This is a genomic window from Mycobacterium deserti, assembly GCF_025345615.1.
Taxonomy (GTDB): domain Bacteria; phylum Actinomycetota; class Actinomycetes; order Mycobacteriales; family Mycobacteriaceae; genus Mycobacterium; species Mycobacterium deserti.
In genome coordinates, this window is sequence record NZ_JAODWD010000005.1 from 333,615 (window position 1) to 360,550 (window position 26,936).

24 protein-coding genes are annotated in these 26,936 nt (G+C 68.4%); 13 read left to right on the forward strand and 11 right to left on the reverse strand.

Going from position 1 to position 26,936, the window contains the following annotated elements:
- Positions 1 to 37 precede the first annotated feature (37 nt).
- Positions 38 to 841, forward strand: coding sequence for a ParA family protein (locus N4S67_RS21450; RefSeq protein ID WP_260995032.1), 804 nt, complete (start codon positions 38 to 40; stop codon positions 839 to 841).
- Between the two features lie 283 nt (positions 842 to 1,124).
- On the opposite strand, the gene N4S67_RS21455 is transcribed toward N4S67_RS21450, so the two are convergent.
- Complete coding sequence (locus N4S67_RS21455; protein ID WP_260995033.1) at positions 1,125 to 2,336, reverse strand: Rv3212 family protein; 1,212 nt, start codon at positions 2,334 to 2,336, stop codon at positions 1,125 to 1,127.
- Between the two features lie 20 nt (positions 2,337 to 2,356).
- Positions 2,357 to 3,805: a DEAD/DEAH box helicase gene (locus N4S67_RS21460; protein ID WP_260995034.1), complete on the reverse strand. Its 1,449-nt coding sequence runs from the start codon at positions 3,803 to 3,805 to the stop codon at positions 2,357 to 2,359.
- A 233-nt stretch (positions 3,806 to 4,038) separates the two neighbouring features.
- Here N4S67_RS21460 and N4S67_RS21465 point away from each other — a divergent pair, with 233 nt between their 5' ends.
- The gene (locus N4S67_RS21465; RefSeq protein ID WP_260995035.1) at positions 4,039 to 4,740 is read left to right on the forward strand and encodes a ferritin-like domain-containing protein; all 702 of its coding nucleotides are present in this window, start codon (positions 4,039 to 4,041) and stop codon (positions 4,738 to 4,740) included.
- Positions 4,741 to 4,746: 6 nt separating this feature from the next.
- Here N4S67_RS21465 and N4S67_RS21470 read toward each other — a convergent pair whose 3' ends face one another.
- Positions 4,747 to 5,514 (reverse strand): hypothetical protein, encoded by a 768-nt coding sequence (locus N4S67_RS21470; protein WP_260995036.1) that lies wholly within the window; start codon positions 5,512 to 5,514, stop codon positions 4,747 to 4,749.
- A gap of 237 nt (positions 5,515 to 5,751) precedes the next feature.
- Between N4S67_RS21470 and N4S67_RS21475 the strand changes: the two genes are divergently transcribed.
- Entirely contained in the window at positions 5,752 to 6,003 is a 252-nt protein-coding gene (locus tag N4S67_RS21475; protein WP_260995037.1) for a DUF3107 domain-containing protein, read from the forward strand.
- On the opposite strand, the gene N4S67_RS21480 is transcribed toward N4S67_RS21475, so the two are convergent.
- A complete protein-coding gene (locus tag N4S67_RS21480; RefSeq protein WP_260995038.1) occupies positions 5,990 to 6,652 on the reverse strand; it encodes a TetR/AcrR family transcriptional regulator in 663 nt (220 codons plus the stop codon). The two genes, N4S67_RS21475 and N4S67_RS21480, sit on opposite strands and share 14 nt — an antisense overlap.
- 128 nt (positions 6,653 to 6,780) lie before the next feature.
- Here N4S67_RS21480 and N4S67_RS21485 point away from each other — a divergent pair, with 128 nt between their 5' ends.
- The 3 genes from N4S67_RS21485 (at position 6,781) to N4S67_RS21495 (ending at position 9,975) form a co-directional block, all read left to right on the forward strand.
- The gene (locus tag N4S67_RS21485; protein ID WP_260995039.1) at positions 6,781 to 7,812 is read left to right on the forward strand and encodes a DUF3152 domain-containing protein; all 1,032 of its coding nucleotides are present in this window, start codon (positions 6,781 to 6,783) and stop codon (positions 7,810 to 7,812) included.
- Positions 7,813 to 7,905: 93 nt separating this feature from the next.
- A complete protein-coding gene (moeZ, locus tag N4S67_RS21490) occupies positions 7,906 to 9,084 on the forward strand; it encodes an adenylyltransferase/sulfurtransferase MoeZ (RefSeq protein ID WP_260995040.1) in 1,179 nt (392 codons plus the stop codon).
- A gap of 36 nt (positions 9,085 to 9,120) precedes the next feature.
- Positions 9,121 to 9,975, forward strand: a complete 855-nt coding sequence (locus N4S67_RS21495; protein WP_260995041.1) for a TIGR02569 family protein — start codon at positions 9,121 to 9,123, stop codon at positions 9,973 to 9,975.
- A gap of 77 nt (positions 9,976 to 10,052) precedes the next feature.
- Here N4S67_RS21495 and N4S67_RS21500 read toward each other — a convergent pair whose 3' ends face one another.
- Complete coding sequence (locus N4S67_RS21500) at positions 10,053 to 10,349, reverse strand: MGMT family protein (protein ID WP_260995042.1); 297 nt, start codon at positions 10,347 to 10,349, stop codon at positions 10,053 to 10,055.
- Positions 10,350 to 10,351: 2 nt separating this feature from the next.
- A complete protein-coding gene (locus N4S67_RS21505; RefSeq protein ID WP_260995043.1) occupies positions 10,352 to 11,131 on the reverse strand; it encodes an alpha/beta hydrolase in 780 nt (259 codons plus the stop codon).
- Positions 11,132 to 11,195: 64 nt separating this feature from the next.
- Between N4S67_RS21505 and N4S67_RS21510 the strand changes: the two genes are divergently transcribed.
- The gene (locus N4S67_RS21510; protein ID WP_260995044.1) at positions 11,196 to 14,318 is read left to right on the forward strand and encodes a PD-(D/E)XK nuclease family protein; all 3,123 of its coding nucleotides are present in this window, start codon (positions 11,196 to 11,198) and stop codon (positions 14,316 to 14,318) included.
- Positions 14,315 to 17,545, forward strand: coding sequence for an ATP-dependent helicase (locus N4S67_RS21515; protein ID WP_260995045.1), 3,231 nt, complete (start codon positions 14,315 to 14,317; stop codon positions 17,543 to 17,545). The genes N4S67_RS21510 and N4S67_RS21515 overlap by 4 nt, the downstream gene beginning before the upstream one ends.
- 10 nt (positions 17,546 to 17,555) lie before the next feature.
- On the opposite strand, the gene N4S67_RS21520 is transcribed toward N4S67_RS21515, so the two are convergent.
- Positions 17,556 to 17,951, reverse strand: coding sequence for a DoxX family protein (locus N4S67_RS21520; protein ID WP_260995046.1), 396 nt, complete (start codon positions 17,949 to 17,951; stop codon positions 17,556 to 17,558).
- 46 nt (positions 17,952 to 17,997) lie between these two features.
- Here N4S67_RS21520 and N4S67_RS21525 point away from each other — a divergent pair, with 46 nt between their 5' ends.
- Positions 17,998 to 19,092, forward strand: a complete 1,095-nt coding sequence (locus N4S67_RS21525; protein WP_260995047.1) for a potassium channel family protein — start codon at positions 17,998 to 18,000, stop codon at positions 19,090 to 19,092.
- A gap of 52 nt (positions 19,093 to 19,144) precedes the next feature.
- A complete protein-coding gene (gene nudC, locus N4S67_RS21530; protein ID WP_260995048.1) occupies positions 19,145 to 20,077 on the forward strand; it encodes an NAD(+) diphosphatase in 933 nt (310 codons plus the stop codon).
- Positions 20,078 to 20,102: 25 nt separating this feature from the next.
- On the opposite strand, the gene N4S67_RS21535 is transcribed toward nudC, so the two are convergent.
- Positions 20,103 to 20,345, reverse strand: a complete 243-nt coding sequence (locus N4S67_RS21535; protein WP_313959974.1) for a mycoredoxin — start codon at positions 20,343 to 20,345, stop codon at positions 20,103 to 20,105.
- Between the two features lie 82 nt (positions 20,346 to 20,427).
- Here N4S67_RS21535 and N4S67_RS21540 point away from each other — a divergent pair, with 82 nt between their 5' ends.
- From N4S67_RS21540 to N4S67_RS21550, 3 genes are all read left to right on the forward strand, one after another.
- On the forward strand, positions 20,428 to 22,536 hold the full coding sequence (locus N4S67_RS21540) for an ATP-dependent DNA helicase UvrD2 (RefSeq protein ID WP_260995049.1): 2,109 nt from the start codon (positions 20,428 to 20,430) through the stop codon (positions 22,534 to 22,536).
- A gap of 115 nt (positions 22,537 to 22,651) precedes the next feature.
- Complete coding sequence (locus N4S67_RS21545) at positions 22,652 to 22,846, forward strand: hypothetical protein (protein ID WP_260995050.1); 195 nt, start codon at positions 22,652 to 22,654, stop codon at positions 22,844 to 22,846.
- A gap of 142 nt (positions 22,847 to 22,988) precedes the next feature.
- Positions 22,989 to 23,270 carry a WhiB family transcriptional regulator gene (locus N4S67_RS21550; protein ID WP_313959975.1) on the forward strand — a complete coding sequence of 94 codons (282 nt, stop codon included), beginning with the start codon at positions 22,989 to 22,991 and terminating at the stop codon, positions 23,268 to 23,270.
- Positions 23,271 to 23,290: 20 nt separating this feature from the next.
- Here the strand turns inward: N4S67_RS21550 and N4S67_RS21555 are convergent, their stop codons facing one another.
- Genes N4S67_RS21555 through N4S67_RS21565 form a run of 3 tightly spaced genes read right to left on the reverse strand, consistent with a single transcriptional unit; the run spans position 23,291 to position 26,910 of the window.
- Positions 23,291 to 24,631, reverse strand: a complete 1,341-nt coding sequence (locus tag N4S67_RS21555; RefSeq protein WP_260995291.1) for a macrolide-binding ATPase MABP-1 — start codon at positions 24,629 to 24,631, stop codon at positions 23,291 to 23,293.
- Positions 24,632 to 24,673: 42 nt separating this feature from the next.
- Complete coding sequence (locus N4S67_RS21560) at positions 24,674 to 25,504, reverse strand: cyclodehydratase (RefSeq protein WP_260995051.1); 831 nt, start codon at positions 25,502 to 25,504, stop codon at positions 24,674 to 24,676.
- Positions 25,505 to 25,554: 50 nt separating this feature from the next.
- Positions 25,555 to 26,910 carry a zinc-dependent metalloprotease gene (locus N4S67_RS21565; protein WP_260995052.1) on the reverse strand — a complete coding sequence of 452 codons (1,356 nt, stop codon included), beginning with the start codon at positions 26,908 to 26,910 and terminating at the stop codon, positions 25,555 to 25,557.
- Positions 26,911 to 26,936: the final 26 nt, after the last annotated feature.

Below are 26,936 nucleotides of genomic sequence, written 5' to 3' on the forward strand. Positions count from 1 at the left end.
CCGCACGTCCAGTACGCGTGTCTGCAAGCGTGCAACGATGAACACCGTGACGCGGGTATTGGCGGTCGCCAATCAGAAGGGTGGGGTGGCCAAGACGACGACGGTCGCGTCGTTGGGTGCCGCGATGCAGGAGAAGGGCAAGCGGGTCCTTCTGGTCGATCTGGACCCGCAGGGGTCGTTGACCTTCTCGCTGGGGCACGACCCCGACAAGCTGCCCGTCTCGATCCACGAGGTGCTGCTGGGCGAGGTCGAGCCCGACGCGGCGCTGCTCGAAACCCCCGAGGGTATGGCGCTGCTGCCGGCCAACATCGACCTCGCCGGAGCCGAGGCGATGCTGCTGATGCGGGCCGGGCGCGAGTACGCGCTCAAACGGGCCTTGGCCAAACTCAGCGACGGATACGACGTGGTGATCATCGACTGCCCGCCCTCGCTGGGCGTGCTGACGCTCAACGGCCTGACCGCGGCCGACTACGCCATCGTGCCGTTGCAGTGCGAGACGCTGGCGCACCGCGGTGTCGGCCAGTTCCTGCGTACCATCGCCGACGTCCAGCAGATCACCAACAGCGATCTGAAGTTGCTCGGTGCGCTGCCCACCCTGTACGACTCGCGCACCACGCACAGCCGCGATGTCCTGCTCGATGTCGCCGACCGCTACGACCTGCCGGTACTGGCTCCGCCGATCCCACGCACGGTCCGCTTCGCCGAAGCCAGCGCGTCGGGCGCGTCGGTGTTGGCCGGCCGGAAGAACAAAGGCGCAGTGGCATACCGCCAGTTGGCGGAGGCGCTGCTGAAGCACTGGAAGAGCGGAAAAGCGCTGGCGACGTTCACGCCAGACGTCTAATACCCCAACGCCAATTATCCTTGCGAAGGCAATTGACGTTGCTGAAAGTGGGGTCTATCGTCACTTTTACGCGGTAGGAGCCGCGCACCGGTAGTGGGGGGAAATCACTATGGTGCGGTTTATTTTCGTTGGGGCCAGCATTGCACTCGCGAACCTCGTGAGTCATCGACCCGTATACGCGCCGATCGAGGACGGCGAGTGCCCGGTCTGCGATCATCCGTTCGGCGACATGGCACATGTGTGTATCGGGGGTGTCGGCCGGATGCCTCCTGCTTAGGCTGCGTCAGCCCAGCGCGACGACCTCGTTGCCGCGCTGTTCGAGCAGCACCGAGCCGGCCACCGCGGGCACCACCGCGGTGGCGACCGGCGCTCGGTTCACGGCGATATGCCGGTCGCCTTGGCCGCCGTCCGGGTCGAACACGTCGTAACCGCCGGTGACCGGGACCAGCAGCCGCCCGGCCATCACGGTCGCCGGTCCGAGCGGGACGTTGGGACCAGACGGTGCTATCGAGTACCGATAGCGAATGCCGTTGGCGGAGAACACCATCACGGTGTCACCCGTCCACCAGGTGATCAGGTCGCCCGCTCGGGTAGTCGTCGCGTTCTCCGTTGGCGCCTTGGCCAGTGGGGTGCTCGCCACCGTCACGCCGGTCTCGTCGACGATGTTGACCGTCGGTTTGGGCGTGGGCATGTAAACGGCGGTCGTGGTGTCCTCGACGGCGATCACGCGGGCGCCGGAGTCGACGGAAACACCCGGTTGCGGAACATATTTGAGTTCCGGGGTGTCCTCTTCATCGGAGGGCCGCAGCAGCGTGAGGCGCAGGTCCGCCTGCCCCGGGCAGGCCTCGAGGACCGACACCGCGGACGCACTCGCGGCGGCCGACACCAGTCGGCACAGCGGAGACGCCGGGACGTCGGGCTTGATGCGGGCGTCCAGCGTGCCGTAGCTCAGCATCCTGACCATGTCCGAGCGCCACAGCTCCAGGCGGCTGTCGCCGGCCGAGAGCACGGCGGTGCCGTCCGAGGACAGCTTCACCTGCGGGTCGGCGTATCCGGTGCGGGCCGAGCCGCGAAGTCCGGTCTTGGCGTCGATCGTGCTGACCTGGCCGCACCCCCGGACATCGGGGTAGACCGCGACCGCGTACTGGTACACCCAGCTGACCCCGCACAGGTCGAGATCGCGCGCGTAGGTCCACAGCGCGGTCCCGGTTGTGGGGTCACGGCCATCGACGGTGCTGCGGTCGCCGGTGACCACGCTGCCCGCCACGACGAGTGGTTGAGTCGTCTTGGCGCTCGGCGCCGTCCACAGCTCGCGGAGCGACTCCGGCGCGGCCGTGGCGGGTGTCAGATTCGGCACGGGGGTGGGCGCGGGCCGGCTGATCGTGGCCCGCGCGTCGCTGGTCCACCACACCAGCGCCGCGGTGAGGGCCACCACCGCGGCGATCGCGATGGCTGCCAACACATCGGACCGGGTGCGGCGTTCGGGTCTGACCATCGGGTGGGGCGAAGGGCGGGCTAGCTGGGGCTGGCCGCGGCCTTGCGCGGACGTCGACGACGCCTGCGCTTCGGCGCGCCGTCGGCGGCCTCCTCGCCGGCCTCGGTGGCAGGTTCGGGCGCGCCCGACTCCGGATGTCCGCTGACGGTCTGGCCGCCGCGGGTACGCCTGCGGTTGCGGGTGCGGTTGCGCGCCGGGCGCTCATCGCTCTCCGCAGGCGCACGTTTGGCCGCCGACTTGGGCCGATCGCCGACGGAGCCGGTGGCGTCAGCCGGGATGTTGAGCTCTTCGTAGAAATGCGGAGAGTTGGAGTAGGTCTCGGCGGGATCGGGTGTGTTCAGGCTCAGGGCCTTGTCGATCATCGACCAGCGGGGCAGCTCATCCCAGTCCACCAGCGTGACGGCGATACCGGTCTTGCCGGCGCGGCCCGTGCGGCCGATGCGGTGCACGTAGGCCTGTTCGTCCTCGGGGATCTGGAAGTTGATGACGTGGGTGATGTCGTCGATGTCGATGCCGCGGGCGGCCACGTCGGTGGCGACAAGCACGTCGACCTCCCCGGTGCGGAACGACTTGAGCGCCTTCTCGCGCGCGCCCTGGCCGAGGTCACCGTGCACGGCGCCGACCTTGAACCCGCGTTCAGCGAGCTCGTCGGCGACCTTCTGCGCGGTGCGCTTGGTTCGGGTGAAGATCATGGTCGCGCCACGGCCCTCGGCCTGCAGGATCCGGCTGACCATCTCGACCTTGTCCAGCGCATGCGCGCGGTAGGCGAACTGCTCGGTGGTGTCGTGGGTGGCCGCCGAATGCGGAGCCTCGGCGCGGATGTGCGTCGGCTGGTTCATGAACGTGCGGGCCAGCGTGATGATCGGGTCCGGCATCGTCGCCGAGAACAACATCGACTGCCGCGACGCCGGGATCTGCTTGAGGATCCGCTCGATGTCGGGCAAAAAGCCCAGGTCGAGCATCTCGTCGGCCTCGTCGAGCACCAGCATCGACAGTCCACCGAGTTGCAGGTGGCCCTGCTGGGCGAGGTCGAGCAACCGCCCGGGTGTGCCGACGACGACGTCGACACCCTTTTGCAGGGCCTCGATCTGCGGCTCGTAGGGCCGACCGCCGTAGATGGAGGTGACCGTCAGCTTGCGGTCTCCGGCGGTCAGATACTTGGCCGCCGACGCCAAGTCGCTGTAGACCTGCAGACACAGTTCGCGGGTGGGCACGACGACCAGCGCGCGCGGGATACCGCTCAGGGTGCGCTCGGCGTCGGTGGTGATGCGCTGCAGCATCGGCACACCGAACGCCAGCGTCTTGCCCATTCCCGTGCGGGCCTGGCCGATCAGGTCGTCGCCCGCCAACGCGAGCGGCATCGTCAGTTCTTGAATGGCAAAGGGATGGGTCTTTCCCTCTTCGTCCAGTGCGCGCACGATTTCGTCGCGAACTCCGAGTTCAGCAAATGTCTTATTGAGGTGCGTCATACGCGGGATTCATAGCCTTTCAATTGTCATCCTCATGGCGTTCACGCGCGCACGAGTTCGACGAAGCTATGGTCAGGGCCCTGCGCTGAGGTAGGCGGGCCGACAGCGTGCACGCACATTTCTTAGGTAGCGGCCGGTACGAATCAACAGCTTGCGGGCCACTGCCTGAGACCATGATAGCTGGTCGGGTTCGCCCGACGGGCCACACCGCGCTCGACGTCTACAGTTGGGCCATGAATTCGACGCCATCTGCGGCCTCTTCCGAGCAGTTGACCAATTCGGATTCAGGTGTCACGGCCGACCATCCGGGCGTCAACGAACTGTTCGCGCTACTGGCCTACGGCGAGGTGGCGGCCTTCTACCGGTTGACCGACGAAGCGCGGATGGCGCCGAACCTGCGGGGCCGCATCAACATGGCCAGCATGGCCGCTGCGGAGATGAACCACTACGAAGTACTCCGAGATGCGTTGGAGCGCAGGGGAGTCGACGTCGTGCCCGCGATGACCAGGTATGCCTCGGCGCTGGAGAACTACCATCGCCTGACCACGCCGAGCACGTGGCTGGAGGCGCTGGTGAAGACCTACGTCGGCGACGCGCTCGCCGCTGACTTCTACCTCGAGATCGCTACGTCGCTGCCGACCGAGGTATCCGATGTAGTCCGGGCGGTGCTCTCGGAGACCGGTCACTCCCAGTTCGTCGTCGCCGAGGTACAGGCGGCCGTGACGGCCAGCGAGAAGCAGCGCCACCGGCTGGCGCTGTGGTCGCGACGGCTGCTGGGCGAAGCCATCACCCAGGCCCAGTACGTGCTGGCCGACCACGACGAACTCGTCGACCTGGTGATGTCGTCGGGCGAGGGCCTGACCCAGATGACCGAGTTCTTCGACCGTTTGCAGCACACCCACATGACCCGCATGCAAGAGCTGGGCCTGGCCTGAACCTCGCTACTGGGTGCAGGTGGCGATCATCGAGTTGCTGTTCTGGACGCTGAGCAGCGTCCCCGCGGCGTCGGTGATGCTGCAATTGAGCTGACCGGCGACGCTGGTCGCCGTCACCGACTTGAGTTCGACACCCGGGTCGAGCACGACGGTCTTCGCCCACGGCAGTGCGACGTTGACGTCGGTCCGCAACGCGCCCTGCTGATCGGTGTAGATCACCGTCACCAGATCGATGAGCTGACGATTCCCCGTCACCCGGTAGGTGATCGTGCGCGGCGCGGGCGCAGGCGGCGGGGGAGCGGCCTCGACCGGCGGCGGAGCGGCCGCGCTCGGGGTCGCCTCGGCCGTCGGACTGACCGTGGTGACCGTTTCGGGCGGCAGTGACGGGACAACGGGGGCGCTCGGCGCGGCGGCCACCCGCGGCGCAGATGGGGTGGGCGCGGCGGAGGGGGTCGGCGCTCCCGACGTCGCGGTCGCCGACACCGAACCGCTGTCGCCGCCGCCGAGCACGATGCCTGTCGTCGCCACGGCGACGAACAGGATGGCGCCCGCGATGCCCGCTATCCACATCCAGCGACGGTCGATGCGTTGCTCGTCGTATTCGGGGCCGTCGTATTCGGGGCCGTGGTCGGCGTATTCGTCGTAATCCGCGTCATAGCCCTCGTACCCGGTGCCGTAGTCCGGACCGTCGGCACCCGGCTCCTCCGACAGGACGCTAATGCGTTCGGTCGGGGCCAGCGAATACGGTGAATGTGCGGTATAAGGCCTGTTCATCTACCAAATCCCCGTTGTCTACTGCAATGTCGTGCCTGATGCTATCGAGGCTGAAGTGACGAATGAGGTCCCGATGCGGCGTGTGTCGGTCACGGTCCGGACTCGGTTCGGTCGCCGGTCGAGACCTTGCCGCAGCCCGGCTTCGCCGAGTGCGAACTCACCAGCGCGGCAACGACCCTGAGTCGTCCACTAGCCTTGCCACAGGTTCTTCGTCAGTCGGAAGCGAAAGGGTGCAGCGTGGAGGTCAAGATCGGTGTCACGGACAGTCCGCGCGAGCTGGTCTTCAACAGCGCGCAGACGCCCAGCGAGGTCGAGAAGATGATCACCGACGCGTTGGGCAGCGATTCGGGCGTCCTGGCCTTGACCGACGAGAAGGGCCGTCGTTTTCTGGTGCAGACGAACAAGGTCGCCTATGTCGAGATCGGTGCCGCAGACGTGCGCAGGGTCGGCTTCGGCGTGGTGGGCGCGGAGGCCGTCAAGAACGGGTGAGCGGGACGTGTGACAGCCCGCCCCAGGCGAACTGCACGGTCCCTTCGACGGCGTCATCCTTGGTGATGGGCCGGTCGTTGTTCAACCAGTAGCGCGCCGAGTCGACGCTGATGGCCACCAGGCCGACGGCGATCATCCGCGCGCGGTGCGCCTCCAGACCGGAGTCGCGGCTGATCAGGTCGAACACCGCATCGGTGCAGGCCTCGGTGGCCACCTTCACCTGAACGGCGACCTGGGGCTCGGACACGTAATCGTTCTCGAAGATCAGCCGGTAGCCCTGGCCGTCGTGCTCGATGAAGTCGAAGAAGGCCTGCACGGCCGCGCGCAGCCGCTGCCGGTTGTCGGTCGTGGTACGCAGCGCCTGCCGCACGCCGGAGACCAGGTTGTCGACATGCCTCTGCAGAACCGCGAGGTAGAGCTCGAGCTTCGACGAGAAGTGTTGATAGAGGACTGGTTTGCTCACCCCGGCGCGGTCGGCGATCTCGTCCATGCCCGCCGCGTGGTAGCCGCGATCGACGAAAACCTCGCTGGCAGCGGCGAGTAACTGCCCGCGGCGCTCATCACGGGGCAGCCGGTTTCCGCGCCGGTTCCCTTCGCCGTTGGCCGGCTGCGCGCCCCGCCGGGCGGCGGTGTTGGCGAGATCGCTCATCACGTCCTTCATCTGACTTCGCTTCGCAACGACACTACTACCGTTGGCCGAGCATGCGGGCGATGACGTCCCCGCTATCGGTGGCGCGCCGGGAGTCTGTGACCTCTGGCCTGTGTCATCCTGTTTCGGTGACCTACGACGGTCGTCGCGGGGGCAGTCGCGTGCCTGCGCTGCGCAACGAGTGGCGAGAGCCGCTGCGCGCCCAACGCGACCCGCTGGCCGAGGACTCCGGCAGGGCCAGATCGAACCGCGACGAACACCGCCGGGTTCGCAAGCAGACGTGGCTGGGCCGGTTCGTGTCTACCTACGGCTGGCGGGCGTACGCCCTTCCGGTGCTGATCGCATTGACCGCGGTCGTGGTCTACCAGACGATCACCGGGACCAGCGCGCCGGCAATCGAGCAGGCTGAAGGCCCCGTGCAGGGGCCGCCGACCATCGGCGTGGCCAGCACCGCGATCATCGGTGCGCCGCCGAAGGGGTTGACCCAGTTCGACGCCAACCTGCCGACCGGAATCCTGCCCGAAGGCGGCCCGTTCACCGAGGCCGGGGCCAAGACCTGGCACGTCGTTCCCGGGACCACACCCCAGGTGGGACAGGGGACGGCGAAGGTGTTCTCCTACACCGTCGAGGTGGAGGACGGCGTCGACACCACGACGTTCGGCGGCGACGACGGCTTCGCCCGGATGGTCAGCGAGACCCTCGCCAACCCGAAGAGTTGGACGCACAACCCGCAGTTCGGTTTCACCCGCGTCGACGCGGCCTCCGGCGTCGAACCCGACTTCCGGGTGTCGCTGAGCTCTCCGATGACCGTCCGCGAGGGTTGCGGGTACGACATCCAGCTGGAGGCCTCCTGCTACAACCCGGCCTACATCGACGGGCAGCCCAGGGTATTCATCAACGAGGCGCGTTGGGTGCGCGGCGCGGTGCCGTTCCAGGGTGACGTCGGCTCGTACCGGCAGTACCTGATCAACCACGAGGTCGGCCACGCGATCGGCTATCAGCGCCATGAGCAGTGCGCCAACAACGGCGAGCTGGCGCCGATCATGATGCAGCAGACGTTCTCGACGAACAACAACGACGCCGCCCGCTTCGACCCGGGCACGGTCCGGCCCGACGGCAAGTCCTGCCGCTTCAACCCCTGGCCGTATCCGATCGCCTGATCTCGGCCGACCCACGCCGGGAAGGCTGACAGCGCTTCGGCTGTTGTGTGATGTGCCTATTGTTGGGGCAGCACAGCAATCAAGGAGAATTCGGTGTCGACACCGTTACCACCGCTGGTGGAACCGGCGGCTGAACTGACGCGCGAAGAGGTCGCGCGCTACAGCCGTCATCTGATCATTCCCGACCTCGGCCTGGACGGGCAGAAACGGCTGAAGAACGCCCGCGTGCTCGTCATCGGGGCCGGCGGACTGGGCTCGCCGACGCTGCTGTACCTGGCGGCCGCCGGGGTGGGAACCATCGGCATCGTCGAGTTCGACGTGGTCGACGAGTCCAATCTGCAGCGACAGATCATCCACGGCCAGTCCGACATCGGCCGGTCCAAGGCGCAGAGCGCACGCGACTCCATCCTCGAGGTCAACCCGCTGGTCGAGGTGCGGTTGCACGAGATCCGTCTCGAGCCCGACAACGCGGTCGACCTGTTCGCGCAGTACGACCTGATTCTCGACGGCACCGACAACTTCGCAACCCGCTATCTGGTCAACGACGCCGCGGTGCTCGCCGGTAAGCCGTACGTGTGGGGCTCGATCTACCGTTTCGAGGGCCAGGTGTCGGTGTTCTGGGAGGACGCCCCCGACGGACTGGGCTTGAACTACCGCGATCTGTACCCCGAGCCGCCGCCGCCGGGAATGGTTCCGTCCTGCGCCGAAGGCGGCGTGCTGGGCATTTTGTGCGCGTCGATCGCCTCGGTGATGGGCACCGAGGCCATCAAGCTGATCACCGGCATCGGTGAGACGCTGCTGGGCCGGCTGATGGTCTATGACGCGCTCGACATGACATACCGCACGATCAAGATCCGCAAGGATCCCGCGACGCCGAAGATCACCGAACTCATCGACTACGAGGAGTTCTGCGGCGTGGTGTCCGACGCGGCAGCCGAGGCGGCCGCCGACGCGACGATCACCCCGCGCGAGCTCAAGGAGCTGCTGAACTCGGGTAAGCCGCTGGCGCTGATCGACGTTCGTGAGCCGGTGGAGTGGGACATCAACCACATCGCGGGTGCCGAGCTGATACCCAAGGGCGCGTTCGAGTCGGGTGAGGCGCTGTCGAGATTGCGGGTCGACCGCACACCGGTCTTCTACTGCAAGACGGGGGTGCGTTCGGCCGAGGTGTTGGCCATCGCCAAGAAGGCCGGCTTCTCCGACGCGATGCACGTACAGGGCGGAATCGTCGCGTGGGGAAAGCAACTCGAACCCGACATGGTCATGTACTAACGGCTGGTTTGCCGGTCCTCGGCTTAGGCTGAGGTGGTGACTGTCGAACGGCCGCCGGATCATGTGCTGGCTGCGTTCGGATTGACCGGCGTCCAACCCGTTCCGCTCGGCTCGAGCTGGGAAGGCGGCTGGCGTTGCGGCGAAGTCGTGCTGTCGATGGTGGCCGACCACGCCCGGGCGGCCTGGTCGGCCAAGGTGCGGGAGACGCTGTTCGTCGACGGTGTCCGACTGGCCCGACCGGTACGCAGCACCGACGGACGTTATGTGGTCGCCGGCTGGCGGGCCGACACCTACGTCGCGGGCACCCCGGAGCCACGCCACGACGAGGTGGTCTCGGCCGCGGTGCGACTGCATGAGGCGACGGCCAAGCTCGAACGGCCGCGGTTCCTCACCCAGCCGCCGGTGGCGCCGTGGGCTGATGTCGACGTGTTCATCGCCGCCGATCGGGCGGCGTGGGAGGAACGTCCGCTGCATTCACTGCCGCCGGGAGCCAGGGTGTCGCCCGGTTCGTCCGATGGGCAGCGCTCGGTCGAGCTGATCAACCAGCTGGCCGCACTGCGTCGGCCAACCAAGAGCCCGAGCCAGCTGGTACACGGAGATCTCTACGGCACAGTGCTTTTCGCGGGTACTGCGGCGCCGGGCATCACCGACATCACGCCGTACTGGCGGCCGGCGTCCTGGGCGGCAGGCGTTGTGGTCGTCGACTCGCTGGCCTGGGGCGAAGCCGATGACGGTCTGGTCGAGCGGTGGAGCCCCCTGCCGGAGTGGCCGCAGATGTTGCTGCGGGCGTTGATGTTCCGACTCGCCGTGCACGCACTGCATCCGCGCTCGACGGCTGCGGCGTTCCCCGGCCTGGCGCGCACCGCCGCGCTGGTGCGCCTCGCACTCTAGCGTCCCGCGTCTGCGCCGAAATGGAATTCCCGGCGATCAAGCGGCGCGCTTAGCCGCCCTGGCTTCTGTCTCGGCGCTCAGAACGCGTGGCGGACCTCCGCGAGCCGGATGCGGCCGTCGGACGCGAGCACACCTTCGGCGCGCAACAGGTCGAGCTGGCGCGTGGTGAGGTGCGGCGCAGGCCGGCCCGACGCGCGGATCACCCGATGCCACGGCAGGTCCGCCGAGTCGGTGCGCATGATCCAGGCGACGATACGAGGGCTGGAAAGCCCTGCTGCGTCGGCGATGTCGCCGTAGGTCGACACCCGGCCCGGCGGAATCGCGGCGACCAGTGCGCGCACCGTCTCCACCTGTTCGTCGCTGATCGCCGCCATCGCTACGACCCGAGCTGAGACCGGATCAGCGCAGCGGTGTCCTCGGGCCGGGCCTGCGGCACCATGTGGTCGCAGTCGAAGTCGAGCGACTCGAACGCGGGACGGTCGCTGAGGCAGGACAGCAACTCGTCGGTGACATACGGCGGCTTGGTCTTTGTCGCGCGGACGACTTTGATCCGAATCGCTGTGTCCGGCACCATGATCGGGCGCGCCAACTCGCTCCAATACGACATCATCGCCGGAATACTGATTCGCCACCCGGCGCGGCCGTTGGGCAGGTCGACCAGATGCTCGTCGAGTTCGCGTTCCAGCTCGTCGACGTCGACTTCGCCCCACGAGCCGTTTACTTTCTCGGCGCGGGCCTCGGCGCGGTCGGTGTAGTCCGGCGAGGCGAACATGTCGTCGGCGATGTCGCGCATCCAGCCGCCGTCCAACCCGACCGCAGGGTCGAGCAACACGAGCGCGTCGACGAGATCCGGTCGCGCCGTAGCCAGATTCAGCGCCACCGCGCAGCCGAACGAATGCCCGACGACCACCACCGGTCGGCCCGCGTCGGCGTCCAGCAGGCGCGCCAGCGCAGTCGCGTTCGCTTCGATGGTCCACGGCGCCGCCCACGACGACCGGCCGTGGCCGAGCAGGTCCGGCGCGGCGATCGCGATGTCGGACAGGTGCCGTGTCGCCAGCGTCTGCCAGCGCTGGCCGTGACCGGTCAGCCCGTGGACAGCGAGTACGTCGGGGGGCCGTTCCGGCCCGTAGCGGTACACCTGTATCTGATCGCTCACGGCTCTCGATGCTGCCAGCAGCCGCGACGGCTGATTTGTCGGACCCCCGTGCTGTCATTCCCTCATGTCCGCACCGCACACCGACCTGACGCCGATTGCGCTCACCGATCCCGCGACGCGCGGCGTGGTGCGCCTGATCGGAGGGTCGGGCACCGGCAAAAGCCGACTGCTGGTCGAGACGGCCGTCGCGCACATCGCGGCCGGCACCGATCCGGAATCGGTTCTGCTGCTGACGGGTTCGGCCCGCCTCGGTGCGCAGTCGCGGGCGGCCATCACGTCGGCCCTGCTTGCGGCCGGTGACCGCGGGGTCGTGCGCGAACCGTTGGTGCGCACCGTGCACGCCTACGCGTTCGCGGTGCTGCGACTGGCCGCGCAGCGCAACGGCGACCCCCCGCCTCGGCTGATCACCAGCGCCGAGCAGGACGGCATCATCCGTGAACTTCTCGCAGGTGACCTCGAGGACGGTGACAAGGCCGCGGTCGCGTGGCCCACCCAGTTACGCCCGGCCCTAAGCACCGTCGGATTCGCCAACGAGCTGCGCGACCTGCTCGCACGCTGCACCGAACGCGGCGTGGATCCGCTTGAGCTGCAACGCATCGGACGCATCTCCGGCCGCCCCGAGTGGGTGGCCGCCGGTCAGTTCGCCCAGGTCTACGAGCAGGTCATGCTGTTGCGTTCGGCTGTCGGGATGGCGGCGCCGCAGGCCACCGTGCCGGCGTTGGGCGCGGCCGAACTTGTCGGGGCCGCGCTGGAGGCCTTCGCCATGGACGCGGACCTGCTGGCCGCCGAACGCAGCCGCATCAGACTGCTCCTCATCGACGACGCCCAGCAGTTCGATCCGCAGGCGGCCCGCCTGGTGCGGGTGCTGGCAGCGGGTGCCGAACTCACCGTCATCGCAGGCGATCCCAACCAGTCGGTGTTCGGCTACCGTGGCGCCGATCCCATGCTGCTGCGTGGCGACGAGCCGGCGGTCACGCTGACACAGTCGCACCGCTGCGCTGCGGCCGTCGCGCGGGCCGTCACCGGGGTCGCGGACCGACTGCCCGGTGCCGACGGCGGACGCCACCTCGCCGGCGCCGAGGCCGCGGGCTCCCTCGCGGTGCGCATCGCCGCCTCCCCGCACGCCGAGTCGGCCATGATCGCCGACGCGCTGCGGCGAGCGCACCTGGTCGACGGCATGCCGTGGAAGGAAATGGCGGTCATCGTGCGCTCGGTGCCGCGGTCGGGTGCCGCCCTCGCGCGCACGCTCGCCGCGTCGGGGGTCCCCGTGGACATGCGCGCGCCGCACGCGCCGCTAGGTGACCAGCCCGCGGTGCAGGCGTTGTTGACCGTTCTGGACGCCACTGCCCACGGACTGGACGCCGAGCAGGCACTGTCACTGCTGACGGGTCCGATCGGTCGCGTCGACCCGATTTCGCTGCGCCAACTGCGGCGGGCGTTGCGACGCGCTGACGGTCACCAGCCGCCGCGCGCGCTCGGGGATCTGCTCGTCGATGCGCTGGCGCAGGAGCCGGGCGGGCTGACCGCGGAATTGGCCCGCCCGTTGCGGCGCGTGCGTGCAGTGCTGACCGCCGCCGGGCGCAGCGCCGACGAGGGCGCGGACCCGCGTTACACGCTGTGGCAGGCCTGGCACCGCTCCGGTCTGCAGCGGCGTTGGCTGTCCGCCAGCGAACGCGGCGGACCTACCGGTGCGCAGGCCGACCTCGACCTCGACGCCGTGACCGCGCTGTTCGACGTGGCAGAGCAGTATGTGAGCCAAACCGCGGGCGCTTCACTGCGCGGACTCGCCGACCATGTGCGGTCGCTGGGGCTGCCCGCCGTGCCGCGCGGCGAGCAAGCCGAGCCCGACGCCGTCGCGGTGGTCAGTGCGCATGCGGCGCTCGGCCGCGAATGGGACTTCGTCGTCATCGCCGGGCTGCAGGAAGGGCTGTGGCCCAACACTATTCCCCGTGGCGGCGTGCTGGGCACCCAGCAGCTCGTCGACGTGATGGACGGCGTCGCCACCGCCGCGGACAGGGGCCTGTCCACCCGGGCCCCGCTGCTCGCCGACGAACGCCGACTGCTCATCGCAGCCATGGGACGGGCTCGCAGCAGGCTGTTGGTGACCGCCGTCGACACCGACAACGGCGACGACTCGATGCTGCCGTCGCCGTTCTGCTACGAACTGGCCGCCCTGGCAACCGACACCGGCCCGGCCGCCGATGCGCCGATCAAGGCGCCTCCGGTGCTCGTGCCCGCGGCATTGGTCGGCCGCCTGCGTGCGGTTGTCTGCGCACCCGATGGCGCGGTCGACGACGCGGTGCGCGTCTGCGCAGCAGCACAACTGGCCCGCCTCGCCGAAGCCGGCGTCGCCGGAGCAGACCCCGCGCAGTGGCATGCGATGACACCGTTGTCCAGCGATCAGCCGCTATGGTCCGGCGACGCCCACACGGTCACACTGTCACCGTCGACCCTGCAGATGCTGACCGACTGCCCCCTGCGCTGGCTGCTCGAGCGGCACGGCGGCACCGACGGGCGAGATGTGCGGTCCGCCGTCGGCTCGCTGGTGCATGCGCTACTGGCCGACCCCGCCACGACCGACATCCAACTGGTCAACCTGGAAAAGGTCTGGGAGAAGCTGCCGTTCGAGTCGGCCTGGTACTCGGACAACGAACTCGACCGGCACCGCGTCATGCTGGCGACCTTCGCCGAATGGCGCGCGCAGACTCGCGGTGAGTTGACCGAAGTCGGCGTCGAGGTCGACGTCGAGGGCATCGTCGGCCGAAGCGACGGTGCGGGCCCGCAGGTCCGCGTCCGGGGCCGGGTCGACCGACTCGAACGCGACGGCGCAGGCCGCCTTGTCGTCGTCGACATCAAGACCGGCAAGACGCCGGTCACCAAGGACGACGCACAGAGCCACGCACAGCTGGCCATGTACCAGTTAGCCATCGCGGAAGGGCTTGTTCCGCACGGTGATTCACCAGGCGGTGGCCGCCTGGTCTACCTCGGCAAGATCAGCGCGTCGGGTGCCACCGAGCGTGAGCAGGACGCGCTGACGCCCGAGGCGCACGCGCAATGGCGCGACGCCGTCCACGACGCTGCCCGCGCCACGCAGGGCCCCGAGTTCGTCGCGCGGGTCAACGACGGCTGCGCACACTGCCCGGTGCGGGCGATGTGCCCGGCCCAGAGCACGGTGGGACGGTCATGACAACGCGCTACACCCCGACCGAGCTGGCGTCGGCGCTGGGGCTTTTCGCACCCACCGAGGAGCAGGCGGCCGTTATTGAGGCTCCACCAGGCCCCCTCGTGGTGATCGCGGGCGCCGGCGCGGGCAAGACCGAGACCATGGCCGCCCGGGTGGTCTGGCTGGTGGCCAACGGCTACGCCCGGCCCAGTGAGGTCCTCGGGCTGACGTTCACCCGCAAGGCCGCAGGCCAGCTGCTGCGCCGGGTGCGTATGCGGCTGGCGCGGTTGGCCGGCGCCGGCTTGCTACCCAACGCTTCCGACATGGTGGACGAACCGGCGACCGTCAGCACCTACCATGCCTTCGCCGGCAACCTGCTGCGCGAGCACGGACTGTTGTTGCCGATCGAGCCGGAGACCCGCTTGCTGAGCGAAACGGAGTTGTGGCAGTTGGCGTTTCGGGTCGTGTGCGACTATTCGCACCTCCACACCGACAAGTCGCCCGCCGCCATCACCTCGATGGTGTTGCGCCTGGCAGGTCAGTTGGCCGAGCACCTCGTCGACACCGCACAGTTGCGCGACACGCACGTCGAGCTGGAGCGGCTGGTGCACACCCTGCCCGCGGGCACCTACCAACGCGACCGTGGGCCCAGCCAATGGCTGTTGCGCATGCTCTCGACGCAGACCGAGCGCACGGTGCTCGTGCCGCTAATCGACGCGCTGCACGCCCGCATGCAGGCCGAGAAGGCGATGGACTTCGGCATGCAGATGGCCTCGGCCGCCCGGCTGGCATCGTCGTTCCCGCATGTCGGCCAACAGCTGCGCAGCCGGTATCGCGTCGTCCTGCTCGACGAGTATCAGGACACCGGTCACGCGCAGCGGGTCGCGCTGTCCTCGCTGTTCGGGGGAGGGGTGGACGACGACCTCGCGCTGACCGCAGTGGGCGATCCCATTCAGTCGATCTATGGCTGGCGCGGCGCGTCGGCCACCAACCTGCCGCGGTTCACCACCGATTTCCCTCGGTCCGACGGCACGCCCGCTCCGACGCTGGAACTGCGCACCAGCTGGCGCAATCCGCCGCGGGCGTTGTATCTGGCCAATGCCGTGTCGACGCAGGCCCGCCGCCGGTCGGTTGCGGTACGCGAACTGCGGCCACGCCCCGACGCCGAGCCGGGCACCATTCGTTGCGCGCTGCTGAACGACGTGGCGGCCGAACGCGATTGGCTGGCAGACCATTTGGCGAGTGTCTATCACGGCGCGCGCGAGCAGGGTGAATCCGCGCCGACGGCCGCGGTGCTCGTACGCCGCAACGCCGACGCGGCGCCGATGGCTGAGGCGCTCACCGCACGTGGTGTGCCGGTCGAGGTGGTCGGTATGGCTGGTCTGCTCGGAGTGGCGGAGGTCGCCGACGTGGTGGCGATGTTGCGGCTTGTGGCAGACCCCACCGCGGGTACGGCCGCCATGCGGGTGCTCACGGGCCCGCGCTGGCGCCTGTGTGGCCGCGACATCGCGGCGCTGTGGCGACGTGCCGTCGAAATCGACGAACCGGCAACGGGTTGTGCGGCGACCGACCGTATCGTCGCCCAAGCCGACCCCGAAGCCGACGCTCCATGCCTGGCCGACGCCATCTGCGATCCCGGTTCGGCGGCGGCGTACTCGGCTGCGGGCTACGCCCGCATCGAAGCGCTCGCCCGAGAACTGACCGCGCTGCGGGCGCACCTGTCACACCCGCTGCCCGATCTGGTCGCCGAGATACGTCGGGTCATCGGGGTGGATACCGAAGTGCGTGCCAGACAACCGGTGTCGGCGGGATGGTCGGGCACTGAGCACCTCGACGCGTTCGCCGATGTGGTGGTGGGGTTCGCCAGCCGTCCCGCCGCCACGCTGCCCGGCCTGCTGGCCTACCTCGACGCCGCGGAAGAGGTCGAGAACGGCCTGGCGCCCGCCGAAGTGACCGTCGCCCACGACCGCGTGCAGATCCTCACTGTGCATGCCGCGAAGGGACTGGAATGGCAGGTGGTCGCCGTGCCACATCTCAGCGGTCGGGTATTCCCGTCCACTGCGTCGACACGGACCTGGCTCACCGACGCGGGTGACCTACCGCCGCTGCTGCGCGGCGACCGCGCCACGATGTCCGAGCACGGTGTGCCAGTACTCGACACCGACGACGTCAACGATCGTAAACAGCTGTCCGACGAGATCTTCGAGCATAAGAAGCGCCTCGAGCAGCGCCGCGTCGACGAGGAGCGCCGACTGCTGTACGTGGCCATCACCCGCGCCGAGGACACCCTGCTGCTGTCCGGTCACCACTGGGGTGCCACCGAGACGAAACCCCGGGGCCCATCGGAGTTCCTCTGTGAGCTCAAGGACATCATCGAGCAGGCGGCCGCCACGGGCGAGCCGTGTGGTGTCATCGAACAGTGGGCTCCCCCTCCCGCCGACGGAGAAGTGAACCCGTTGCGAGACAGGCAGATCGAAGCCGTCTGGCCGCCCGACCCGGCAGGCTCGCAGCGCGGCGAGGTCGACCGTGGGGCAGCCCTCGTCACGCAGGCGAAGTCGGGCGAACTCGGCGGCGCCGTCACCGAGATCGAGGGCTGGTCGGCCGACGTCGACGCGCTACTGGCCGAACGGGACCGGGAGCCGGAACCCATGCCGATACGGCTTCCAGCGCAGGTGTCGGTGAGCACTCTGGTCGATCTGGGCCGCGACCCTGCGGCGGTCGCTCAGCGGCTGCGCCGCCGACTGCCGACACCGCCGGACCCGCATGCGCTGCTGGGCACGGCCTTTCACGATTGGGTGCAGAGGTTCTACCACGCCGAGCGGCTGTTCGATCTCGACGACCTGCCCGGTGCGGTCGACCGCGACAACGGCACGGCCGACGAGCTCGCCGAACTGCAGTCCGCCTTTGCGCTCTCGCCGTGGGCCGCGCGCACGCCGGTCGACGTCGAGGTGCCGTTCGACATGGTCATCGCCGGCCGTGTGGTGCGCGGACGCATCGACGCCGTGTTCGCCGACGAGGACGGCGGCGCCACAGTCGTGGACTGGAAGACCGGCGACCCGCCTCGCACACCGGAAGACAAGCGACACGCCGCAATTCAGCTCGCGGTCTACCGATTGGCGTGGGCGAGGTTGCAGGGCTTGCCGGTCGGCCGGGTCCGCGCGGCCTTCCACTACGTGCGAAGCGGCGAGACTGTTACCCCGATGAATCTGCCCGACGCCGACGAACTCGCCGGGTTTCTCGACGCGGCGTGAGAGGAGCCGCCTAAGAGCTTCGGTACACCTTGAGCGCCTGGGCGATCATCGGAATTTGCAGCGGCAGCCGCGCGATCGCGATCGCGCGCATGTACCACGGCTTGTCCCACCACAGCCGCACCATGTTGATATTGCCCGGCCACACCGCGAGGAACAGCGCGATCGCGGCAAGCGCGCCGACGCGCCGGGTCGCAGGCGCCAACATCAGCCCGCCGACCGCGACTTCGGCCGCGCCCGAGGCGTAGGTGTAGAAGCGCTGGGTGCCCGGCAACTCGACCGGCACGATCGTGTCGAACGGCTTGGGCGCCACGAAGTGCAGCACACCCATCCCGACGAGCAGCGCACCCATCTGCGTCGCACGGGTGGGGCTGGCGATCTGCTGAAGTTCGGGTGGGGGAGAGGTCATGATTACATTGTGCTGGTGCGGCAGTCCCATGCGGTGACAGACCCTCGTGGCTAAGGGCAAACTCCGGCGTCGGCTCCGCCGGTTCGACGAGTCGCTGGCCGACCAGCCAGTCCACGCCCTCACCGACCGGGTGCAGATTCCCAGCGACCCGGTTAGCCCGGGACGTCGGATTACGACCCGGGTCGTCTACGCGCTGGCGGCGTTGTTCGCGGCGGTCATCATCGTCTACCTCGACCGTCACGGCTACCGCGATGTTGAGAGCAGCCCGAACCCGAACGACCCGCTGTCGTTCCTCGACTGCCTGTACTACGCGACGGTGTCGCTGTCGACCACCGGCTACGGCGACATCACCCCCGTCACACCGTCGGCGAGGCTGATCAACGTCCTGGTGATCACGCCGCTGCGGGTCGCGTTCCTGATCGTGCTCATCGGTACGACGGTCGAAACGCTCACCACGCAGTCGCGGCAGGTCTACCAAATCCAGCGATGGAGGAACAAAGTGCGCAACCACATCGTGATCGTGGGATACGGCACCAAGGGCCGGACCGCCGCTGCCGCGATGGTCGGCGATGAGGTCGCCCCCAGCGAGATCGTGGTGATCGACGACGATGCCGCCGCGCTGGAACGCGCCAAGAGCGCGGGTCTGGTGACGGTGCGCGGCAGCGCGACCAGCTTCGAAGTCCTGCGACTGGCCAGCGCTCAGCACGCCAAGGCGATCATCGTCGCCACCAACACCGACGAATCCGCTGTGCTCGTCACGCTGACCGCCCGCGAACTGGCGCCGAAAGCGAAGATCATCGCAGCCGTCCGCGAGGCCGAGAACCAGCATCTGCTCGAGCAGTCGGGCGCCGATTCCACCGTCGTCACTTCGGAGACGGCCGGCCGTCTGCTGGGCATCGCCGTGCAGACCCCCAGCGTCGTGGAGATGATGGAAGACCTGCTGACGCCCGATGCCGGGTTCGCCATCTCGGAACGCGAGGTCAGCCCCAAGGAGGTCGGCGGATCGCCGCGGCACAACACCGACATCGTGCTCGGCGTCGTGCGTGACGGGAAGCTGGTCCGCGTCGACGACCCGGAGGTCGACGCGCTCGAACTCGGCGACCGCCTGCTCTACATCCGCAGTGCGGACGCGGAGCGGTGATGTGGGGGCACCTCCCGCTTGCGGGGGACGCCTGCGCGAAGAACAGAGTGCGATGAGCGGCCCCGACTTCCGACTCCGCAACATCCCACTGCTGTCCCGGGTCGGCGCCGACCGCGCCGATAATCTGCGCACGGACATCGACGCGGCCACCGCAGGCTGGCCCGACGCGCAGCTGCTGCGCGTCGACGGTCGCAACCAGGTGCTGATCTCCGGCGGCCAAGTGGTCCTCGGCCCCGCGGCCAAGGTCGGCGACAAGCCGCCGGACAACGCCGTCTTCCTCGGCCGGCTCAACGACGGACGCCACGTCTGGGCGATCCGAGCCGCTCTCGAGGGGCCGGACGATCCGCACACCGAAACCGAGGTGCTGGACCTGCGCCGTGCCGGCCAGATCTTCGACGACGTCAGCGCGCAGCTGGTGGCGACGGCGACCGCGCTGCTCAACTGGCACGACAACGCGCGCTTCAGCCCCGTCGACGGCTCGCCGACCAAGCCGATCAAAGGCGGCTGGTCGCGGGTGAACCCGGTCAACGGCCACGAGGAGTTCCCCCGCATCGACCCGGCCGTCATCTGTCTTGTGCACGACGGCCACGACCGCGCGGTGCTCGCCCGCCAAACGGTGTGGCCCGAACGCCTGTTCTCGATCCTGGCCGGTTTCGTCGAGGCCGGCGAATCGTTCGAGACGTGCGTCGTCCGTGAGATCGCCGAGGAGATCGGGTTGACGGTCACCGACGTGCGCTACCTCGGCAGCCAGCCGTGGCCGTTCCCGCGGTCGCTGATGATCGGTTTCCACGCCGTCGGCGACCCCGAACAGGAGTTCTCGTTCAACGACGGCGAAATCGCCGAGGCGGCCTGGTTCACCCGCGCCGAGATCCGCGAGGCGCTGGCCACCGGTGACTGGAGTAGCGACTCACCGTCGCGCCTGCTGTTGCCGGGGTCCATCTCGATCGCCCGGGAAATCATCGAGTCCTGGGCGGCGCTGGACTGATGTCGCCGCCGTCGCGGTTTCCGGACTAGGCGGCGAGCTTGGCCTTGACGTCCTTGATGCTCGGGTTTGTCTGTGTCGACCCGTCGGGATACCTGACCGTCGGCACCACGTGGTTGCCGTTGTTCACCGACCCGACGAACTCGGCGGCCGACGGGTCAGCCTCGATGTCGACCTCGTCGTAGGTGATGCCCTCGACCTGCAGCGCCTTCTTCAATCGCACGCAGTAGCCGCACCACGTGGTGGTGTACATCGTCAGCTGAGCACTCATAATCCTTGCAACGTAGTCGATGGCGACAACATGCCCGACGCCGTCCCGGCTTTTGTCGGGGCGTACTGCCAAGATGGACCGCATGCCGGTAGAGGCCGCTGACGCGCGCATCGTTGAGGACCTCGACGACGAACAGCGCGAAGCGGTGCTGGCGGCGCGTGGCCCGGTATGCGTTCTCGCCGGCGCGGGCACCGGTAAGACCCGCACCATCACCCGCCGCATCGCCCACCTCGTGGCCGCCGGCCACGTCGCACCCGGCCAGGTGCTGGCGGTCACGTTCACGTCGCGCGCCGCCGGGGAGATGCGCGGCCGGTTGCGCGCGCTCGACGCCGCTTCCGGAGATGTCGGCACGTCATCGGTCCAGGCGATGACGTTTCACGCCGCAGCGCGCCGCCAGTTGGCCTACTTCTGGCCGCGCGTTGTCGGCGACACCGGATGGCAACTACTCGACACCAAGTTCTCAGTCGTCGCCCAGGCCGCCAACCGCGCGGGCATGTCGACCAGTACCGACGACGTCCGGGACCTGGCGGGCGAAATCGAATGGGCCAAGGCGTCTTTGATCACGCCGGAGGCCTATCCGGGTGCGGTCGCGCAGGTCGGCCGCGACATCCCATTCGACGCCGCCAAGGTCGCGACCGTCTACGAGGGCTACGAGAACCTCAAGTCCCGCGGTGACACGGCACTGCTCGACTTCGACGACCTCTTGCTGCACACCGCTGGCGCCATCGAGAACGACGCCGCGGTAGCTCAGGAGTTCCGCGACCGGTACCGCTGTTTCGTCGTCGACGAATATCAGGACGTCACTCCACTGCAGCAGCGGGTGCTCGACGCCTGGCTCGGCGACCGGGACGACCTCACCGTCGTCGGCGACGCCAACCAGACCATCTACTCGTTCACCGGCGCCACCCCGCGCTACCTACTGGACTTCTCGCGCCGCTTCCCCGACGCCGCGGTCGTCCGGCTGGAACGCGACTACCGGTCCACCCCACAGGTGGTGTCGCTGGCCAACCGCGTGATTGCCGCGGCCCGCGGCCGGATGGCGGGCAGCAGGCTGCATCTGGTCGGTCAGCGCGACGCAGGGCCTGCACCCACCTTCGCCGAGCACCCCGACGAGGTGGCCGAGGCCACCGCGGTGGCCAAGAGCATCAAACGGCTCATCGAGGCGGGCACCGCACCGGCGGAGATCGCGGTGCTCTACCGGATCAACGCGCAATCCGAGATCTACGAGGAAGCGCTCACCGAGGCCGGCATCCCCTTCCAGGTCCGCGGCGGCGAAGGCTTCTTCAGCCGTCAGGAGGTCCGCCAGTCGCTGGTCGCGCTGCAACGCGCCGCCGACCGCGACATCGAGGGTGCTCTTCCCGACGTCGTCCGCGCCGTCCTCGAACCACTCGGACTCACCGCAGAAGCGCCCGCCGGCACCAAGGCGCGCGAGCGTTGGGAGGCACTGACGGCATTGGCCGAGCTTGTCGACGAAGAGGTCGCCCAGCGTCCGGAGCTTGATCTGCGTGCCGTGGTCGCCGAGCTCCGGCAGCGCGCCGACGCGCGGCACCCGCCGGTGGTGCAGGGTGTCACGCTCGCTTCGTTGCACGCCGCCAAGGGCCTCGAGTGGGATGCGGTCTTCCTCGTCGGGCTCGCCGACGGCACACTGCCCATCTCGCACGCGCTCGCGCACGGTCCGGATAGCGAACCGGTCGAAGAGGAACGCCGTCTGCTGTATGTCGGAGTGACAAGGGCCCGAGTCCATTTGGCGCTCAGCTGGGCGCTGGCCCGAACACCCGGTGGAAGGCAGGGCCGACGACCGTCGCGCTTCCTCAACGGAATCGCGCCCCAGTCGTCGAACGACACCACCCCAGCCAGGCCCAAGCGCCAGCGCGGCGCCACCCCGCGCTGCCGGGTCTGCAACAAGGCGCTGACCACGCCGGCTTCGATCATGCTGCGGCGCTGCGAGGACTGCCCGTCGAACGTCGACGAAGACCTGCTCGCCCGACTCAAGGATTGGCGGCTGCGCATGTCCAAGGAGATGAGCGTGCCCGCATATGTGGTGTTCACCGACAACACGCTGATCGCGATCGCGGAGACCTCCCCGGCCGACGATGCGGCGCTGGTCGCCATTCCCGGCATCGGCGCCCGCAAGCTCGAGCAGTTCGGCCCCGATGTCCTCGCGTTGGTCAAAGGCCGCCAATCGTCGTAAAAATCGTGCCAAACCCGCTGGTCAGAAATTCGGTTGTGTGATCTTCCTGTTACGCTTAGCCTCAAGATCACACACCCCAGATGTGGGATTAATCATGCGAAAGGAGGGTGCCCCGATGGAAAGCAATTACGCGTTCGCAGGCGTAGGCGTTGTCGGCATGTCGCACCCCTCTGTCGCTACCGCCGTTGCCGCGGCGCATCCCGCGGTGTGGGCGCGCGCCGCCGCGGATGCCGCCGCTGCCATTACGCCGCCGCGTAAGCGCCGCACCGCCGCCGCGACTGGACCGTCCGTGGATCGGGGCACCATCTAGAAGCCCACGATTTCGCCACAAAGGCCACGGAACCGCAGTCACCGGATCCGTGGCCTTCGTCTTTCACCACACGAAGACCTGGTCACAGATCCCATCAGAAACACAGATGCGAGAACTTCGACCAGGAAGCTGAGGACTGGACATGTCAACCGGGACATGCCGTGAAAGATCGATGCTGTCGGTGCCGTGTCATGTCGGTGACCCCGACATGTGGTTCGCCGAGAACCCCGTGGAGCTCGAACGCGCCAAGGCCCTGTGCGCGGATTGCCCGATCCGTCGCGAGTGCCTCGACGCCGCGCTGGAACGTCAAGAGCCGTGGGGTGTTTGGGGCGGTGAGATCCTCGACCGTGGCGCAGTCGTCGCCCGGAAACGTCCGCGTGGACGCCCGCGCAAGAACAGCGAGGAGAACCCGGCGGCCGCTTAGGCTGCCGGGTTTTCCCGGGTCTAAGCGGCTTCGTCGGCGAAACCCGGAATCAGTTCAGTGGCAAGCTCTTTCGCGGGTATGTGCGCGTCGAGCTGACAGGCGATCGCGACGCACGACGCGATGACCCGCAACGGAATCGCCAGCTTCGCGGGCAGATCCATCTGACGCGCCGCCTTGATCTGGTTTGCGGCGCGATCCGGCTTCATGTTCGACGCGGTGATGCGTTGCAGCCACTTGCGCGTGTAGTGAAACGTGTCCACCTCGAGCGGCTCGACGTATTGCCGCATGATGTCGTCCATCTCGCGCTTGGACACCTGCTCGCCCTTTTGGACGAAGCCGATCTTCTGCATCGCCGTCAGCAGGTTGTCGTAGTCGTCGATGAGCGCGTAGCGCGTGGCCATACCGATCTCGACTGGGATGCCGTCCGGCAGGGGCGCCACGGCACCGAAGTCGATGACGCCCATTTTGCCGTCGGGCATCAGCATGAAGTTGCCGGGATGGGCATCGCCGTGCATCATCTGCAGCCGTCGCGGCGCATCGTAGGTGAGCTCGAAAAGCCTGGTGCCCATCAGGTCTCGTTGTTCGGGTGTGCCTTCTCGGATGATCACCGACATCGGGATGCCTTCGATCCACTCCTGAATCACGACTTTGGGTGCGCTCGCGACGATGCGCGGCACCACGAAGCGCGGGTGGCCCTCGTAAGCCTTGGCGAAGGCCCGCTGGTTGTCGGCCTCAAGCCGGTAGTCGAGTTCCATCTCGGTGCGTTCGATCAGCTCGTCGACGACGCCTTGGACGTCGGCGCCGGGGGAGAGCTGCTTGAGCACACTCACCATCCGCTGCATCGTCTTCAGGTCGGCGCGCAGGGCTTCATCGGCGCCGGGGTACTGGATCTTGACTGCGACCTCGCGACCGTCGGACCAGACCGCTTTGTGGACCTGACCGATGCTGGCCGATGCCACCGGCTTGTCATCAAAGGATGTGAACCGTTCGCGCCATTTCGTGCCCAGTTGGCCGTCGAGCACCCGGTGCACCTTCGCCGCGGGCAGCGGCGGGGCTTCGCGCTGAAGCTTGGTCAGGGCCTCGCGGTACGGCTTGCCGTACTGGTCGGGAATGGCGGCTTCCATCACCGACAGCGCCTGGCCGACCTTCATGGCCCCGCCCTTGAGCTCTCCGAGGACGGTGAACAACTGCTGCGCGGCCTTGTCCATCAACTCGGCGTTGACCTCGTCTTTGGACTTGCCGGTCAGTCTCTTGCCGAAGCCCAGCGCGGCACGGCCGGCCATGCCGGCACCGAGGCCCGCCAGCGCAGCGTTTCGTGCGGCACGGCCGCGCTTGATCTCGCTCACCAGACCATCATCCATGACGGGGGCAAACATGCCGCAACGACTTGGCGACGACCGTTGTCAGCAGGTGCAGCGCGGATGACGAGACCAGCGGCGCGCCACCGTCGTGCCGGTGCTGACGTCGAACTCCAGGGTGGTGTTCAGCGTCGGCGGCGGCTCCTGCGCGCCGCCGATCTCGACACCGCCACGCACCGCGCGAATGACCCGGTCGACCTGGTTGAGCGCCAGCGCCGCGGTGGCCAGCACGGTTGCGCGGTCGGCGCTGCCGACGATGTCGCGCAGTTGCGCCGCGACGGCGGGCCACGCCGCGTCGCGGTCGCTGCGGTACAGGTCAGCACAGCCCAGGCAGCTCGTCACACCGGGGATCACCAGCGGCCCGACCAGTCCGGCGCCGTCGCGCACCCGCACCGCCAAGTGTGCCACGCCTGCGGCGTGCAGGTCCCGCACGACGCGCGGGTCGGACACCAGATAGTCCGTCAGCACGACGAGATCGGTCGCTTCCGAGGGTGCGCCGGCGTGGGTCCGGGCGCTGTGCGTGATCCGCGCACCCGAGCAGCGCAGCGCGCCGGTGAGGAGGTCCGACAGCGGCCCGCGGCCGTGAATGCGGATCGACGCGGCACGGGTCGGCCTGCCCGAGCGGGCCGTCACGACACCGGAGTCGACGAGCGACGCCACCATCTCGGCCACCACGGTGGCGTCGACACCGTCAGCGCGGGCGTGCAATTCGGCCATCGTGGCGCCGGACTGCATGCTGCGCAGCAGGTCGGCCACCACATTGACGGTTATGCCGTGCGGTGGACGCACCAGGACGGCCCGCCGCGGGTCCCAACCCACCTGAACCGCGCCGTCGGGACGCAACAGCACCGGCGTGGCCGGGCTCAGCGCGTACATGCGATGACTCTGCCACGGGGCCGACCGGGCTCTGCGGGTTATCCACAGGCTCAAGCCTTGGGGTCGTTGCCCTCGTCGGAGTCCTTCTGCAGATCCGCGATCGCCTGGTCCAGCGCCTCGTCGATGCCGCTGGTGTCCCCGCCGATCATGCGGTCGATGAACGCCGCGGGCTCGTCGAGGTCCTCGGCGCTGGGCAGCAGATCCGGGTGCTGCCACACCGCGTCGCGGCCATCCGAGCCGACGGCCTGCGTCAGCCGCTCCCACAGCGCCGCGGCCTCCCGCATCTTGCGCGGCCGCAACTCGAGTCCCACCAGGGTGGCGAATGTCTGCTCGGCGGGCCCGCCCGTCGCGCGACGCCTGCGCAGCACCTCCGCCAGCGCCGACGTCCCGGGGATGCGGTCACCGAGCGCCTCATTGACGACTGTCTGCACCCAGCCTTCGATCAGTGCGAGCAGAGTCTCCAGCCGTTCCAGCGCGGCCGTCTGCTCCGGGGTTGCCTTCGGCTCGAAGATGCCTTGATTGAGCAACTGCTCCATCTGAGACGGATCGGTCAGCGCCGCCGGGTTGAAGCCCTGCGCGAGGTCCTCGATCCCGCTCATGTCGATCTTCATGCCCTTGGCGAACGCCTCGACGGCGTTGAGCAGCTGGCTGGCCAGCCACGGCACATGGGAGAACAACCGGTGGTGGGCGGCCTCACGCGCGGCGAGGAAGGTCATGATCTCGCTGCGCGGCTGTTCGAGGCCCTCGGCGAGCGATTCGATGGCCTCCGGCAGCAGGGCTGCCACGCCTTTGGGGCCTAGCGGAAGTCCAATGTCGGTGGAGGTCAACACTTCTCGGGACAGCTTGCCGAGCGCCTGGCCCAGCTGTGACCCGAACGCCATGCCACCCATCTGCGACATCATCGACAGCAGCGGGCCGGCCATGCTCTTGGCCTCCTCGGGCAGCGCCGAGGCCCATACCGTCGAAATCTGTTCGGCCACCGGGTCGCACAACCGTTTCCAGGTCTCCAGCGTGTTGTCGATCCAGTCGGTGGGAGTCCACGCGACGGCTCTGGTGGTGCCCGCAGGTAATGCGGTCACACCGTCGAGCCACGTCTCGGCCAGGCGCACGGCGTCGTTGATCGCCTGGCCGGTCTTCTCGCCGATGGGGGCGACGAAACCGATCTGGCTCGAGGCCAGCTGCCGCGCCAGGTCGTAGTTGACCGGACCGGACTGCGGGCCGCCGGCCATCACGTTGCCGGCACCGCTGAACATTTCGCCGAGCCGGGAGAAGATCTGGCCCAGCTGCGACATGTCGAATTCCGAGCCGCCGCCGAACGGGTCGCCGGATCCCGATTCGGGGTCGTTCTTGCGCTTGTCGCGCTCGGGGTCATCCCCGGCGTTGAAGCCGAAGGGCAGGTCAGCCATGCCTCAACGGTACTCACCGGCCTCCG

Excerpts from the sequence above, each read along its gene's own strand:
- N4S67_RS21455 (WP_260995033.1), bottom strand. The coding sequence starts at position 2,336 with ATGGTCAGACCCGAACGCCGCACCCGGTCCGATGTGTTGGCAGCCATC.
- N4S67_RS21565 (WP_260995052.1), bottom strand. The coding sequence starts at position 26,910 with ATGGCTGACCTGCCCTTCGGCTTCAACGCCGGGGATGACCCCGAGCGC.
- N4S67_RS21540 (WP_260995049.1), top strand. The coding sequence starts at position 20,428 with ATGCCGGTAGAGGCCGCTGACGCGCGCATCGTTGAGGACCTCGACGAC.
- N4S67_RS21515 (WP_260995045.1), top strand. The coding sequence starts at position 14,315 with ATGACAACGCGCTACACCCCGACCGAGCTGGCGTCGGCGCTGGGGCTT.
- N4S67_RS21460 (WP_260995034.1), bottom strand. The coding sequence starts at position 3,805 with ATGACGCACCTCAATAAGACATTTGCTGAACTCGGAGTTCGCGACGAA.
- N4S67_RS21470 (WP_260995036.1), bottom strand. The coding sequence starts at position 5,514 with ATGAACAGGCCTTATACCGCACATTCACCGTATTCGCTGGCCCCGACC.
- N4S67_RS21555 (WP_260995291.1), bottom strand. The coding sequence starts at position 24,631 with ATGGATGATGGTCTGGTGAGCGAGATCAAGCGCGGCCGTGCCGCACGA.
- N4S67_RS21465 (WP_260995035.1), top strand. The coding sequence starts at position 4,039 with ATGAATTCGACGCCATCTGCGGCCTCTTCCGAGCAGTTGACCAATTCG.
- nudC (WP_260995048.1), top strand. The coding sequence starts at position 19,145 with ATGAGCGGCCCCGACTTCCGACTCCGCAACATCCCACTGCTGTCCCGG.
- N4S67_RS21450 (WP_260995032.1), top strand. The coding sequence starts at position 38 with ATGAACACCGTGACGCGGGTATTGGCGGTCGCCAATCAGAAGGGTGGG.
- N4S67_RS21510 (WP_260995044.1), top strand. The coding sequence starts at position 11,196 with ATGTCCGCACCGCACACCGACCTGACGCCGATTGCGCTCACCGATCCC.
- N4S67_RS21560 (WP_260995051.1), bottom strand. The coding sequence starts at position 25,504 with ATGTACGCGCTGAGCCCGGCCACGCCGGTGCTGTTGCGTCCCGACGGC.
- N4S67_RS21550 (WP_313959975.1), top strand. The coding sequence starts at position 22,989 with ATGTCAACCGGGACATGCCGTGAAAGATCGATGCTGTCGGTGCCGTGT.
- N4S67_RS21480 (WP_260995038.1), bottom strand. The coding sequence starts at position 6,652 with ATGAGCGATCTCGCCAACACCGCCGCCCGGCGGGGCGCGCAGCCGGCC.
- N4S67_RS21545 (WP_260995050.1), top strand. The coding sequence starts at position 22,652 with ATGGAAAGCAATTACGCGTTCGCAGGCGTAGGCGTTGTCGGCATGTCG.
- N4S67_RS21535 (WP_313959974.1), bottom strand. The coding sequence starts at position 20,345 with ATGAGTGCTCAGCTGACGATGTACACCACCACGTGGTGCGGCTACTGC.
- N4S67_RS21520 (WP_260995046.1), bottom strand. The coding sequence starts at position 17,951 with ATGACCTCTCCCCCACCCGAACTTCAGCAGATCGCCAGCCCCACCCGT.
- N4S67_RS21500 (WP_260995042.1), bottom strand. The coding sequence starts at position 10,349 with ATGGCGGCGATCAGCGACGAACAGGTGGAGACGGTGCGCGCACTGGTC.